10 protein-coding genes and 1 pseudogene are annotated in these 15438 nt (G+C 38.8%); 10 read left to right on the plus strand and 1 reads right to left on the minus strand.

Annotation, left to right across the window (positions count from 1 at the left end; all coding sequences use genetic code 11):
* The first annotated feature begins 1 nt into the window (after nucleotide 1).
* Nucleotides 2-1285, plus strand: coding sequence for an HlyD family type I secretion periplasmic adaptor subunit (locus Q0Y52_RS13415; protein WP_297822361.1), 1284 nt, complete (start codon nucleotides 2-4; stop codon nucleotides 1283-1285).
* A gap of 1212 nt (nucleotides 1286-2497) precedes the next feature.
* On the opposite strand, the gene Q0Y52_RS13420 is transcribed toward Q0Y52_RS13415, so the two are convergent.
* A complete protein-coding gene (locus Q0Y52_RS13420; protein ID WP_297822363.1) occupies nucleotides 2498-3163 on the minus strand; it encodes a TetR/AcrR family transcriptional regulator in 666 nt (221 codons plus the stop codon).
* 169 nt (nucleotides 3164-3332) lie between these two features.
* On the opposite strand from Q0Y52_RS13420, the gene Q0Y52_RS13425 reads away from it, so the two are divergent.
* From Q0Y52_RS13425 to Q0Y52_RS13465, 9 genes and pseudogenes are all read left to right on the plus strand, one after another.
* Nucleotides 3333-4061, plus strand: a complete 729-nt coding sequence (locus Q0Y52_RS13425) for a hypothetical protein (RefSeq protein ID WP_297822365.1) — start codon at nucleotides 3333-3335, stop codon at nucleotides 4059-4061.
* 93 nt (nucleotides 4062-4154) lie between these two features.
* On the plus strand, nucleotides 4155-4349 hold the full coding sequence (locus Q0Y52_RS13430; RefSeq protein WP_297822367.1) for a hypothetical protein: 195 nt from the start codon (nucleotides 4155-4157) through the stop codon (nucleotides 4347-4349).
* Nucleotides 4350-4444: 95 nt separating this feature from the next.
* Entirely contained in the window at nucleotides 4445-5482 is a 1038-nt protein-coding gene (gene sohB, locus Q0Y52_RS13435; RefSeq protein ID WP_297822369.1) for a protease SohB, read from the plus strand.
* 337 nt (nucleotides 5483-5819) lie between these two features.
* Entirely contained in the window at nucleotides 5820-8525 is a 2706-nt protein-coding gene (locus tag Q0Y52_RS13440; RefSeq protein ID WP_297822370.1) for a TonB-dependent siderophore receptor, read from the plus strand.
* A 613-nt stretch (nucleotides 8526-9138) separates the two neighbouring features.
* Nucleotides 9139-10323 (plus strand): thiamine pyrophosphate-dependent dehydrogenase E1 component subunit alpha, encoded by a 1185-nt coding sequence (locus tag Q0Y52_RS13445; protein ID WP_297822372.1) that lies wholly within the window; start codon nucleotides 9139-9141, stop codon nucleotides 10321-10323.
* 1 nt (nucleotide 10324) lies between these two features.
* Nucleotides 10325-11303 (plus strand): annotated as a pseudogene (locus Q0Y52_RS13450) (transketolase C-terminal domain-containing protein).
* A gap of 18 nt (nucleotides 11304-11321) precedes the next feature.
* Nucleotides 11322-12578 (plus strand): 2-oxo acid dehydrogenase subunit E2, encoded by a 1257-nt coding sequence (locus tag Q0Y52_RS13455; RefSeq protein WP_297822374.1) that lies wholly within the window; start codon nucleotides 11322-11324, stop codon nucleotides 12576-12578.
* A 93-nt stretch (nucleotides 12579-12671) separates the two neighbouring features.
* Nucleotides 12672-13547 carry a 23S rRNA (adenine(2030)-N(6))-methyltransferase RlmJ gene (gene rlmJ / locus Q0Y52_RS13460; protein WP_297822376.1) on the plus strand — a complete coding sequence of 292 codons (876 nt, stop codon included), beginning with the start codon at nucleotides 12672-12674 and terminating at the stop codon, nucleotides 13545-13547.
* A 14-nt stretch (nucleotides 13548-13561) separates the two neighbouring features.
* Nucleotides 13562-15436: a protein kinase gene (locus tag Q0Y52_RS13465; protein WP_297822378.1), complete on the plus strand. Its 1875-nt coding sequence runs from the start codon at nucleotides 13562-13564 to the stop codon at nucleotides 15434-15436.
* The last annotated feature ends 2 nt before the right edge of the window (nucleotides 15437-15438 follow it).

Here is a 15438-nt window from a genome sequence, read left to right on the forward strand (position 1 = left end):
TATGCGATTTCCTCAAAATGACAATTACAATGGTCGCGAGTATTTCATGATCTTATTGGTTGCTGCAGTTTTTACAGTATTTATTGTATGGGCAAACTACACTCAATTAGATTTAGTTAAGCGAGGCGATGGCCGCGTTATTTCTGATGGCCAAAATAAAAATGTGCAATCTCCTGAGCGTGGCGCTATAGCAACTTATCTTGTAGAAGAGGGAAGTAAAGTTAATGCTGGGCAAATTATTGCATCAATTAATCCAATTAAAGCTGAAGGTATTTTAGAAGAGCTTGAGACACGTCTGGGTAATTTGAGATTAAAGATGATCCGCTTGGACACTGAGCTAAATGGAGGCACGATCGCAAGTGTTCGCAATAACGCTAATAGCTATACAAATACACTCTTGGATGCTGAAATTGAGCTCATGTCGTCTCGACGTAAAAGTTTAAATGCCGAATTTAAAGCCCTTAACCAAGACAAGAAGCTTAAGGGTAAAGTCCTTCTAGGCTTTGGCGCCGAAATTGACGGTCTAAATAGTATTAAAGCCCTCTTAAACAAAGAAATGTTTGAGGTATTGCCTTTGGTTGATACTGGTGTCGTGAGAAGGTCCGAGCGCTATAGGTTAGAGCGTGAAGATGTATCGCTCAAAACACAGCTTTATGTGCTCGCCGAAAAGGTTGCTCAAACTGAGTTAGAAATTGAACAAATCAGCCACCAGTTACAATCCGTTCAACTAAATTATAACACTGAGGTATATCAAGAGCGCTCCCAAGTTATAAGTGAAATTGCAGAGCTGGCGGTACGTCTTCCTGCAATCCGCCAACGGCTTAATGAAACTAAAATACGTTCGCCAATTGACGGGATTGTAAATCGTGTGTTCTTTAACACATTGGGAGCTGTTGTATCCAGTGGTGAGGTGATTGCTGAAATTGTACCAACAAAAGGCAAGCTACTTATCGAAGCTTTTATTGATCCAAAAGATATTGCCACCATTGAGCCAGGTCAATTGGCTAAAATAAGTCTTACTGCATATGACCCATCAAAATATGGATATTTATTGGGTACATTGACTAAAGTCTCTGCTGATACAGTTTTTAGGCAAGAAACTAAATTAGCGGCTTATTCTGTTAATCTATCAATTGATACAGAAATTTTTGAGAGTAATGATGTTCCAGTCTCAATTGTTCCTGGCATGATTGCACAAGTTGATATAATCCGGGGTAAGCGATCAATTTTAGAGTACTTCTGGCAACCGATTGCTAAAATGAAAGATACAGCGTTTAGGGAGTGAGGAAGGCTAGATAGGTGAAGCACTATTCCGGCAAACTAACTCTATAGCCTAGGTTTCACCTGTCGAGTAATTCCACCAACAACAAATGCGCCAATAACATTTTTCATGTGACCTGTTGACATAATAAGTTTTGAAACAATTCAATCGAACCACAAAAGACGATAACGCCAAACAAAACTGAGACTGCTAAACTTTGCCAAGTTAGCGACACAGGGGACGCCATACGAAAAAAAACGCAACAAAATAATTAAGCTTATTATTTCTTGCAACGCCCACAGAATCATTTTGTTGGATTAGCATCAACAATAGCAACGTAATGATCACCATAAATACAATTATTACTCCGATACGAATCACTTGACCTTTCAAATTTTCTTACTCTTCAAATGCAAATCACACTTTAATAATGCGCAGATGATCCACTCTGTTCGCAACCCGATTCTTAACACACACTATAATTCCCACATATCCTATAACCTCACATCACTACTATATTTTTATATAGTAGTGATGTGACTATTCGCAATAACCGAGGAAAAGACATTGCATATTTAAAAATGAGGATGGTGATATTCTTTTATAAAATCAAATTTTGGTAAGGGCTTTGAAGTCATGGAAGACGTAAAAGAATGGATCAATAAAGTAACTTTAAAAAATTGTTACATAAAAGGTCTATTTAAAATGCAGGTGTATTTATTGCAAAACTGAATTCCGTAAGAAATTAGTCAGACATGCCATGTAACATTTAAACGCTAACGGCTTGTCAATGGTGTAAAATAAGGCGCTCCGCAAAAGCGGAAACTTGTTAATGAACTCCCCGCTTTTTTTAAAGGTATTAGAAGTGATCAAATTATTTTCAGGTACATGTTCCGTTATTTTTAACCATTGATGAAAATTGACTATGAAGTAAAGCTGGAATACCGCAACTAATTGAGAATTATTTATTATTTCAGTCATCAAGGACTGACCCTGTTTATTCACCCCTATATTATTGCCAAAATGAATAAAGTCACTTAGGCTTATTCTGCGACAGCGTTCGCTCACCCATCAGCAAAACTTGAACAACGTTGAGCGGTGATATTAAAGCTATATTGATAATTTTGTAGATAAAGCCCCAGTATTTAGTGTGTAACAGCAGAGCAAACATCCAACTTGCAATTTATAATCAGCAGTTATTCCTAATGGCCAATACTTGCTTGATGGTGTTATAAACTAAAGGCTGTTGAGTAAACTGATTTCCTTACTCAACCTAGCGTAAAGTTCAGGGTTGGCATCGGATGCGTAAGCCAAAAGTATGCTCTCTAGAACCTGATGGCGGTATTGATTCAAATCAATGTAGCCATTAACCCAGTCAAGCCGCCCAAGCCGGTTGCTATCGTGAACTCTTTTCATAATTGTGCTGGGTTCGATATTTCCTAAAAACAATCCACTCTCGTACCACTCCTTCCTCGGAGCTGCCAATTGCTGTGCACGCTGGAAAAGTCCGTTCGGAATTCTAGGATCAAACAAGTTCACTTGCTCTGCCGACATAAGTGCGGCGCGATAAAAATTCGTATTTTTCTCGAATGCAGAAACCATATTACCTATGAAAAACTTTGCATTTTCTATAGGGTCGCTAGGCGGATTGTCTAAAAAAACACCCTGCATTTGTTCAATTAATTCCGAGACCAACTCTTTAATGATGTCACTTTTTTTCCCGAATAGGTTGTGAACCGTTGGCGTAGTAACCCCAGCCTCATTAGCAAGTTCATTTACAGTAAAATATTCCAAACCTTTTGTAGCTATTAGACGTTTTGCTGTATTAAAAATTCTTTCCCGTCGCAATTTTTTATTTACCTGACGAGTTTTATTTCCTAGTGCATTTAATGGTTTCTTCATAATATTTATATCCATTTAATGTTTTAATAAAAACTTTATATCCTTATTAAAAAAACATTAAAACATAACACATGCTAGATGTTCAAAACAACACTTTTTCCTATGTATCAAAGCTGCGGTGCCAAACGGTCTGATTTTTTTAATGAGGGTATATAAATATTGGGAAAAAATGTGTCGTAATAAGATTAAAAGTACTCTTTATCAAGCGGGTATGTACCCATTATTGTTCCTATATAACGACTATAAAAACAAAGTAAAAACAGAGGCTTATTTAATATATAGCAGTGGCTACATCGACTTTTTAAACCTGCTTACTACACGAGATAATTCGCGTCAAAGTATCGCTGATATTTTAGTCTTTAGATTAGCGCTTAACGGTATCAATGATACTACTGGTTTGGTCGATTTAAACATCTCAGATGTGCATTTTATGGAGCAAAGCTTGGGTTCCATTTATGGGACGGTTGCAGTAGCCATAGCCATAGCCATAGCCAACAAAAGTTGGCCATGTGATTTAGCCGCATTTGACAGTATGTATGCTTTTAAAACGGCTGTTATTAATGTGCCAACTGGTGGCCCAGCTGCAGGTATTTTTGATGCAGCTAACTCTGGACCATCTATTAAAGGAACACTATTAGTGGCCACATCGACTGAATTTGTACAGTTCTTAGCTGTATTTGCAGTAGAAAATGGACTACCTACGGACGTTGCAATAGGTCCAGCTTACACGGCTTTTGAGCAGTTGTTGGGTGATGCAGAACTTGCTGAAATTAGCACAGGTTTCTCATCATTTAAGTTTGCATCGCAAACGGCAATTGATGCTTCAGACTCTATAAGTTCTGCTTCGGAGTTAGCAAACACCACTCCTGTATTGATTCAGTTAGTCGTTGGCGGCTGAACTAATGATGATGGAAGCATCGCATTAACTGACCAAACTACTCCTGTTGTCACCACTTTACCTTTGGTTGTTGGACAAGCGTTGGCAGATATCATGGGGTTACCTAAAGTTTCAACTCCTGCCCAAGTTAGTGGCGTAGTAAGGTTTATCTCGGGGGCTCACTCTTCGCTTCTGAACCTTTTCATTAGTGCTGCAACCACTAAAGAAATGCAAAGCCAAGCAATAATATTTTTTGTTTCTGGTGGTGCAAACATAGTTGTTATTGAAACATCAGTGGTTGAAAATTAAATTAACAAGTTAAAAAAAAGCCAAGTTAATCACTTGGCTTTTTTTTTGTTTATTTACCCCCATATCTCAGAAAATATTTTTAGGAGTAAACCCAGTTGGAATTTTTATATGAGTACGGATTATTTATTGCTAAAGCAATAACAATAGTAGCGGCTATTCTTTTGGCGCTTGGTGGTATCATTAGTTTAGTGAGTAAGCAAAAACAAGGTAAAGGCCACCTTGAAATAAGCTCATTATCAGACAAGTTAGAGTCGATTACTGAGTTTGCAAGAAGTGAGTTGTTGAGCGACTACGAACTTAAGCAATTTCACAAAGAACAAAAGAAGACTCTGAAAGCCAAGAAAAAAGCGCAAAAAAACAATGATACTGATGCGCCTGATAATGGGCAACTTTTTGTTATCGATTTTACTGGTTCGATGGACGCCCATGAGGTGGATTATCTGCGCAAAGAAGTCACGGCTATTCTTTGCGTAGCAAAACCTGAAGATGAAGTGTTAGTGAGACTTGAAAGTGGTGGTGGAGTAGTACATGGCTATGGTCTAGCTGCTTCTCAATTACAACGGCTCAAAGACAAAAATATAAAGCTCACTATTTCGGTTGATAAAGTTGCCGCAAGTGGTGGTTATATGATGGCCTGTGTTGCGGACCACGTGTTGGCGGCGAAGTTTGCCATTATTGGCTCTATTGGTGTGATTGCCCAATTACCAAACTTTAACAAGTTGTTGAAGAAAAGTAATATAGAGTTTGAACAACACACTGCAGGTGAATTCAAACGTACTTTGACTATGTTCGGTGAAAATAACGAACAGGGCCGTGAGAAATTTAAAGCTGAACTTGAAGATGTACATCATATGTTTAAAGATTTTGTACAAGCCCAAAGACCAGAATTAGATATTGATCAAGTGGCAACTGGTGAATATTGGTATGGCATTAAGGCAAAGGAGCTTGGTTTAGTCGATGAAATTCTGACATCAGATGATTACATATTAACAGCAAATGAAAGTAAGAAAATTTTCACGGTAAAATACAGTATGAAGAAAAGTTTGCCAGAAAGGCTAGGCTTAGCTGCTAGTCTCTCAGTAGAATCTTTATTGATGAAACTTTGGAGCAAAAGCGAAAGCAGTTTTCGCTAATTAACTAGTTTGTCGAAGATGATTATTTAATCTTCTTCGACATTTAAAATACCTTGATAACAAATACCAATCGGCAAATTCACGATATAAAATCTTTACCCCTCCCCAAAATCACCTGAACAAATTAATAGAGAAAATATATAGCAAAAAAATAATATTATTTTTGCTATATATTTTTATGGGATTACGGGTTATATATATTGTTGACGTTTGATTTTTTGGGCGTCAAAGGACACATAAAATACTCAATGAACTCAATGAACTTAATGAACTTAATGAAGTACAGGTTCGTATAAATTATCCTTACTATTATAAAAAAATTAAACAGGAAAACAAAATGAGAACTTCAATATCAAAATTAACGAAGAATATACGTTATATTATCGCAGCATCAGCCGCAGCGAGTGTAGTTTCAGTTTCCCCTGTATTGGCTCAAGAAGAAGCTGATACAGAAAGCATCATCGTAACTGGAACAAGAATGACTGATCGTTCAGCTGCCGACTCTCCAGTACCAGTAGATATAATAAGCGGAGATGAATTTCGACAAAACTCTTCTGCAGATGTTCAAGATTTACTTCGTACTGCAGTACCCTCATTTAACATCAATAGCCAACCGATTAGTGATGCTGCAACCATCGTAAGACCGGCCAATCTACGAGGTCTTTCACCAGATAACGTTTTGGTATTAGTTAATGGTAAACGTCGTCATAGAGGTTCAATCATTTCGTTCCTTGGTGGTGGTATTTCGGATGGTGCTCAAGGTGTTGATATATCTGCAATTCCATCAATGGCATTGAAACAAGTTGAGGTTTTACGAGATGGTGCATCTTCTCAATATGGTTCAGATGCTATCGCGGGTGTACTTAACTTTATTCTTAAAGATGACTCAGAAGGTTTTGAGGTTGTAGCGCGTTATGGTTCTACTTATGAAGGTGACGGTAACAACTATACCATATCGGCAAATGCTGGATTACCTCTAGGAGATTCTGGATTTGTAAATTTGACTGCCGAAATACGAGATGTAGAAGGTACGTTAAGATCAGTTGTTAGAAATGACAGTCTTGGTATGATTGCTGCTGGATATGCGCCAGCTGCAGATTTTAAGACAATAAACAGTTATACAAGTGATTTCTCTCAATACTGGGGTACACCTGATGTAGAAGACGATGTTAAATTGTTTATTAATTCGGCTTTTGAAATCAATAAAAATGCAGAGGTTTATCTTTTTGGTAACTATGGAGAAAGAGCTGTAACGGGTGGTTTTTTCTATCGTAATCCACTTACAGAAGGTGCACAACGCGGCGGTGTTTATAGAGGTCCTACTGTCGACCCTTTGACTGGTCTTGCAGCGGCCGACGGTGTGCATTCTGTATTGGTAGGCGATCTTGATGGATTAGGCGTGGGTGGCTCATGTATTGCGGGTATACCTATTGGTGGTGCTGGAAATGTTACACCTGATCCTACTTTTCTTGCACAGGTAACAGCAGATGCAAATTGTTTCTCATTTATTGAAACTATTCCAGGTGGTTTTGTACCAAGGTTTGGTGGTAATAATGAAGATTCTGCCTTTACTGTGGGGGTTCGTGGTGAAGTTAGTATAGGTACGGGTCTTCGTTATGACGTGAGTGCACAACGAGGTTCAAACAAAACTGATTTTTACATCCGCAATACTATAAACGCTTCTATGGGGCCTGACACGCCAAGAGATTTTGTACCTGGTGGTCAAGAACAAACTGAAACACAGTTTAATTTAGACCTGGTATATAGCGTGGACATGGGTTTGGAATCCGACCTAAATATAGCTTTTGGAGCAGAATACAGAGAAGAAGAATTTGACCTTTTTGCTGGTGACGCCGCGTCTTACGAACTGGGTGTCCTAGCCAGTCAAGGTTTCTCATCGAGCTCTAATGGTTTTGGTGGCTTCCCTGCTACTACTTCTTCTTCACAAGACAGTACTGCTTTTTATGTTGATCTTGAGGCGGATATCACTGAAAAACTAACCATGCAGGTAGCGGTAAGAGCAGAAGACTTTAGTGAATTTGGGAATACTACTGATTTTAAAGTGGCTGGTATTTATCATGTTAGTGATGATGTTAGACTGCGTGGCGCTATTTCAACTGGTTTTCATGCTCCAACAGCGGGGCAAGCCAGCATAACCAATGTAACAACGCAAAACGTTCAAGGTGTTCTTGTTGACCAAGGTACCTTACCTTTATCGTCTGCAGCAGGTCAGCTGGGAGCGGACTTTATTGAGAGTCTTGGCAATGGTCGGCCTCAACTTGGTCCAGAGGATGCAAAAAACTTTTCAGTTGGCTTGGGCTTTAATATTGCAGATACTACTTGGACAGTTGATTACTATAACATTGAGTTAACAAATCGTGTTGCACTTGGTGCCAATGTAGACTTTCTTGATGCATTAAATTATGCAGGAGGAGCAGGGTCTAATTATGCAACAATCTCAGAAGCGTTAACGGGTTTAGATTCACAAGGTGTTATTGATCGCCAACAATTTATTGGTTTAGATGACTTAGCACAATTTAGATTTTTCTCGAACAGTTTCGATACGACTACTACAGGAATCGATGTTGTAGGTAATATAAACTTTGATTTTATGGGAGGAGAGTCTGGGATCACGGTTGCAGCTAACTATAACAAAACCGAAGTAGATAATTTAGGTACTGTTAATCCTATAGGTGCGGGACGTGTTTCAGCTATTGAAGATTTACTACCAAATATACGAGGCAATGTAGCGTGGAATCATACCAAAGATAATATCAGAACGTTGGTACGTGCAAGTTATTATGGTGGGTGGGATGATACTGGTAACGGTGTCCCCGGAATTGGTGCAGAACTATTAATTGATGTTCAAGTTGCCTATCAGTACAACGAGCAATTGGAATTTGTAGTAGGTGTAGATAATCTTCTAGACACTTACCCTGAAGAAAATCCAAATGCTGGCGGCAGTGGACAATTGTACCCTGAATCAGCTCCGTTTGGTTTTAATGGCGGAACTTGGTATTTACAAGCGAGATACAACTACTAAGGAATTTAATTATACTTTTATAAAACCACTCGCATAAAAACGAGTGGTTTTTTTATATTCGTTTTATGTTTAATTTTAAAGCGATTTATAAGAGTAAGATCTCTTAAAATAATGAGGATGGTATTAAAGTTGAAGGTACTTTTATATTAAAAGCTAGATAATTGGAATATAGTAAATTGACACGTATATCCATATTAACTAAACATATTTAAAATTCGGACTAAAATAATTAGGGTGATATTAGTATTGTTGACAGTGATGATATTGAAAATATACTGCAAGCAACCTTCGTGAAAAATTTTTGTAGTTAACCAAAATAATAAATACGACACAAATTATATATATGTTGTCACCCCATAAAATCTTGCTCCTAATCATAATTTAAATTATATATAATTAAGCTAGGAAATAGGGATTTCATATCATTAATTAAATCAATTTTTTATTAGGATGAATATCACTTTTATTAACTCTAATTAGCTATTTCATTTCTTTTTTTAACGTCAAATAATCTAATTGGCAACGTCATGCCTGCAGTTCTCATCTAGCATTAACATTCCACTTACAAATTATAAACAATCGTATTGATGCTTGTTTTGCCATAGGTTGATAAATGAAAGATAGAAATCATCTTGCGAATATTGGACTGATTCATCAAGTTAACGTGATTGAAGATGGTTTAATTGATATTCCAATGTTGCAAGTTTTACAACCAGATGGTTCGTTGCATCAACAAGCAGAATTACCAACTATCAGCCAACCATCTGCTCTGAAAATTCTTCAGACAATGCAATATGTTAGATTGTTGGATGAAAGGATGGTGGCCGCACAGCGTCAGGGCAGAATTAGCTTTTATCTTGCCTGCACTGGTGAAGAAGCCTCAACGGTAGCCAGTGCGGCTGCATTAGAGCCTCAAGATATGATCATGTCTCAATATCGTGAGCAAGGGGCACTGGCTTATAGAGGATTTTCGAGTAAAGAATTTATGGATCAATTGTTCAGTAATCAAAATGAGCTGAACAAAGGTAGGCAAATGCCCATCCATTATGGATCTACCGCCCTTAACTTTATGACTATCTCTTCTCCTCTGGCTACACAGATCCCACAAGCAAGTGGTTATGCTTATGGTCAGAAGATGGCCGGACTTGAAGCTGTCACTATTTGTTATTTTGGTGAGGGTGCGGCATCTGAGGGTGATTTTCATGCTGGACTTAACATGGCTGCAGTCCTTAATTGTCCCGTTATCTTTTTCTGTAGAAATAATGGCTACGCCATTTCAACACCTTCAGAGGAACAATTCAAAGGTGATGGTATTGCCTCTAGAGGTTTAGGTTACGGTATCAGAACCATCCGCGTAGATGGCAACGATGTGTTAGCTGTTTACGCCGCGACCCAAAAAGCCAGACAATTAGCATTAGAACATCATTGCCCAGTACTTATAGAAGCGATGACATATAGATTAGCCGCACATTCCACCTCAGATGATCCATCAAGTTACCGTTCCAAGGATGAAGAGGGGAGTTGGAGGTTAAAAGATCCTGTAGCGCGATTTAAAACATGGATGCAGTCTAAAGGTTGGTTGGATGAAAAACTCAATCTAGCCTTTATAGAAAAAGGCAGACAAGAGATTTTAAAAGAGCTTAAAGTTGCCGAACTAGTACCCGTATGTCCTATTGAGCAAATCATTGAAGATGTATATGACACACCTCCATGGCATTTAAAGGCTCAATTAGCAGAATTGAAAACCCATATCGAAATATATCCAGAAGCGTATTCTAAAACATCAGGGAGGTCATAACATGGCAACTCTGAATATGCTGCAAGCAATAAATAATGCACTGATCACCGCTATGAATGATGATGAAAAAGTCATAGTGTTTGGTGAAGATGTGGGACACTTTGGTGGGGTGTTTAGAGCCACAAGTAACCTACAATATACATTTGGAAAAGCCAGGTGTTTCAATACACCTTTAACTGAACAAGGCATCATAGGCTTTGCTACTGGCCTTGCCTCTCAGGGGGGCAGTACCAGTAGCTGAAATTCAATTCGCTGACTACATTTTTCCAGCTTTTGACCAAATTATAAATGAAACTGCAAAGTTTCGTTATCGTTCTGGTGGCCAGTTTTCATGTGGCACACTTACTATTCGAACGCCATACGGCGGTGGTATATCAGGTGGGCTTTACCATTCTCAGTCACCTGAGGCATTTTTTGCTCATATACCAGGTATGAAGGTGGTTATTCCCCGTAACCCATATCAAGCAAAGGGCTTGTTGATTGCGTCAATTCGTGATGATAACCCTGTTTTATTTATGGAGCCTAAACGTTTATATCGAGCTTCAGTTGGTGAAGTACCTGAAGAGGATTACCAGTTACCTCTTGGAAAAGCAGATATTGTTAAGGAAGGTTCTGATATCACTTTATTAGCTTGGGGCGCACAAGTTGAAATTTTAGAAAAAGCTGCTGTTATGTCTAAAGAGCAAGGTATTTCTTGTGAGGTGATCGACTTACAGAGCATCTTGCCTTGGGATATTGAGACGGTATGCAGTTCAGTTGAGAAAACGGGGCGGTTATTGATCAACCATGAAGCACCCTTAACTGCGGGTTTTGCCAGTGAAATAGCAGCCAGTGTGCAAGAAAAGTGTTTTCTTCATCTTGAGTCACCTATTTGCCGGGTTTGTGGGTTAGATACCCCTTATCCATTGGCCCATGAAAAAGAATATATGCCGGATCACCTTAAAACTTTCGAAGCGATAAAGCGCACCGTCAATTTTTAGCCTTTTTTTATACCTCAATTGATAAGGAGCAAACTATGCAAGATTTTATATCTGCCTGATATTGGCGAAGGCGTTGTCGAGTGCGAAGTGGTCAAGTGGTTAGTTACACAGGGCCAAGAAATTATTGAAGACCAACCAGTAGTTGAGGTGATGACCGATAAAGCGTTAGTAGAGATCCCTGCAAAGTATAGCGGTGTGGTCACGACGCTTTATTATGCCGAAGGCGATATTGCAAAAGTGCATTCCCCTTTGTTTGCTATGCAAGTCACTGATGAAAATTCAGCGCCGCAGCAGGACACATCATCCGTCAAAGGAGTTGAAACGACTGAAACAAATGTGTCGAATACTGTTACTACGGTTACCTCTAAGCTTACACACACTGACACTGAAAAAAAGAACACGGGTAAAGCATTAGCAAGCCCAGCAGTAAGAAGGCTTGCTAGGGAGCTAGAAATTGATTTATCACAGATAGCTGGTAGCGGCGATAAAGGCCGCGTTTTAAAGGACGATCTTAGCTTTAGTGCGTCACCAACGCTTGGATCTGTTGTAATCACTCCGAAGATAACAGGCGGTAAACGTGTGGAGCCAATTCGTGGTATTCAAGCTGCTATGGCAAAACATATGATGCATTCAGTTTTTACAGTGCCCCATTTTAGTGTCAGTGAAGAAATCGAAATGGACAAACTCATCGACGCCAGATCACAACTTAAAGCATTGTTTGAGAATGAAGGCGTCAAACTCAGCTTTATGCCATTTTTCATCAAAGCGATGTCATTGGCATTAGAACAGTTCCCAATAATTAACAGTCAAATTAATAGTGATTGCTCAGAAGTCACTTATTTTGACGATCACAATATCGGCCTTGCAGTCGACTCCAAGGTCGGCTTAGTGGTACCTAACATCAAGGGTGTGCAAAACTTATCTTTATTAGAGGTCGCTAAAAAATCTAACGAGTTAGTAGACTTAGCACGTCAAGGAAGATTAAGCAGTGCTGACCTTAAAGGCGGAACCATCAGCATTTCTAATATTGGTGTACTTGGTGGAACAGTCGCCACACCTGTAATTAATGCACCTGAATCAGCCATTGTGGCATTGGGTAAAATACAACGTTTACCACGGTTTGATGAAAATGACGCTGTGAAGGCCGTTAACATCATGCACGTAAGCTGGTCGGGAGATCATAGAATTATCGATGGCGCGACGATGGTAAGGTTTAATAACCTTTGGAAATCTTACTTGGAAAACCCGATTACCATGTTAGCCATGACCAGATAGCTATATAATGATCAAACCCGCTAACAGCGGGTTTATTTTTGCTTTAAGATTAACGCAAATATTCAATAACTCCGTTAAATTAAGGAATTCAGTTTGCTAAGTTATCGACATAGCTATCATGCAGGTAATCATGGGGATGTATTAAAACACCTTTGCCAGATGTTGATCATCAACAAGCTTAAAAGCAAAGACAAAGGCTTCTGTTATTTCGATACGCACAGTGGTGCAGGGGTGTATCAGCTAAATTCAGAAGAAGCCCTTAAAACTAAAGAATTTAAACATGGCATTGATCGCCTTACCGGGCATGCAGCACAAAACAAAGCAATGAGCGATTATTTGTCTTTGGTGGCAGCGTATAAAAAATTTAATCAATATCCGGGTTCGCCAGAAATAGCCAAATCTATGTTGCGTCCACAGGACCAACTGATTTTGATGGAATGGCACAATCAGGAAATACTCAATTTAAAAAGCAATCTTGGCGGTAAAAATATCGCTATTCATCATAGGGATGGATATGAAGGTTTGTTAGCTTTAACGCCACCCAACATGCAACGAGGTATGGTGCTTATCGACCCTTCATATGAAGTGGCGAGTGAATATCAACAAGTAGTCGATACCGTGATATCTGCTCACAAGAGATGGAATTCTGCGATTTATGCGATTTGGTATCCCTTAATAACTGATAGACAATCTTCAAATGCAAGCTTTGAAAGCAGCGACAGTAAAAAAGGAAAAAGTGAAGCGATGCTGGAGAGCCTAAACCAACATCCTTTTAAGAACATGCTTAAAATAGAGTTACGCGTAACCGATGGCGGTGAGCTGGGAGGCATGTATGGGTCTGGTATGCTTATCATTAACGCACCTTGGCAGCTTGATAAGCAGATTACAGAAAGTTTACAAGAACTGACACCATTAATGGCTCAAAACGATAGCGCATCATTCTCTGTTGATTGGTTAATTGAAGAATAGTTGGTCACTCTGAGATGTTGACACCCGCGAATATTAAACATTTTTATATACCTGATGAGCAGTCTATTTATTTGCTGTCACACAAGGATGCCAAAAAACTAAAAGATTGGTTTAAGTTGTGCACCGACCAGTTACTGTTATTGGGTTATCAAAACATTGAATTGATAGGCAAAGGTGCATTTGGGTTTGCATTCGCAGGCACTGTTTCAAAAGCAAAGGTTTCAAAAGCAAACGTTTCTCAAAGTACCACCCAACCTCAACAACAGGTTTTTAAATTTTCTCGGATAAATCTGCCGCAACATGTTCAAGACCGGTTTGAAGAAGAAGCGTATATGTTGAGCTTAGTTAATCATCCCTACGTTCCTCGGCTAATCGAATATCAGCGTATCAATAAACAGTCTGTCTTGGTTATGGACCGAGCCAAAGGCGAAGATTTAGAGAAGATATCCTTAAAGTATGGCCCCTTATCGGTACAACTCGTTATAAAAATAGCAGGGCAACTGGCCGATATTTTATTATATTTACGGGGGCATCAACAACAAGGTCAAACTAAACCAATCGTTCATGGTGATATCAAACCTTCGAACATCGTGTTTGATGAAAGCAACGAACAAGTAGGATTGATTGATTGGGGCTCGTCTGTTTTTGCACAAATTGACCACCAAGGTCAATTTATAGGCAATAATGTAATGGACTTAATGTCCAGTGACATGCAGCAAACTAATGCGCGTTTAGGTGATGTGTATTTTATTGGCGATGATCAGCTCAATGGTGGCTTATCTTCGGTAAGATTCGATGAACAAGGTCTGGCAAGTACTTTGTATGCACTGGCATCAGGTCAATCAAGTCGTTTTGGGCATAAAGTTATCAGTCCAAATTCTCTTGGGTTACCTCAAGAACTGGCCAAAACCTTAACTGCAATGATGAGTGATTCACCTCAGATACGAGAGAAAGGGGGGGACTATTTTATTAACAATATGCAATACATAAAAAACATAGTCTTAAATGAAAATATTCGTCATCTGCATACTTCGTTGATACCTACCCGGGTTAGTCAAGATTACAAAGAAATTGATACCGTTGTTTACAGTTCTCGAAAGTCATTTTTACGAATAGAGGTTTGCCAAGCAGAACAAGAACTTAGATATATAGACGATGCTCAGTTTGAGCGATATTATAAAAACTTCATGCAAGGCATGGGTGATACAGAAAAGGCCTTTGTGGCTGCAGTGAGTCGTTTGGGTAAATATCCCGTAGTGGGAGGGTTAGCGGTAAGGTGGGAAGAGACTGGGGTATATATCGACTCTAGTCTGAATTTGTATGACATATCACTACAAACGTCATTCGAAGCGTCGGTTAATAATGTTGTACATTTTGCCAGAGCCATTAACCGAAACGGTGTTTTTAAGTGTTGTATGTTCAACGCTCGAGATACGTTGCATGTTGAACGAAGTGATGAAAATAGTGTGTTTATACCTAAAAAAACCATGCAAATACCTTATGAATTAAGCGCAATATCACTTGCTGAACATGATACACATATGCATTCTTACTTTGAAGATGGTGATGACCCAGACGAATTATTAACTCTTCCTAAAAAGTTAATGGCTGTGATCAGTCAATTAAATAGTATTCATCATACAGGCTGTATCATTTTCGAATCATTACCGACACATCTTAAAATACATAGCGATTACAAGTTACTAAATCACAGTATGGAAATGGAGTTTAAGAGTTTATTAAAAGATGTTATTGAACTAATTCCAACCATTAATGGACTTGGAATTTCTGGATTTATGAAATTGCCGTTTAAAGATACACGATTTTTTACCCATCAAGGTCAATTACCTGATAAATTTTACCCTAAGGATCCACATCAACACACTTAGGG

The sequence above is a fragment of the uncultured Paraglaciecola sp. genome, from assembly GCF_943787955.1.
Lineage (GTDB): Bacteria > Pseudomonadota > Gammaproteobacteria > Enterobacterales > Alteromonadaceae > Paraglaciecola.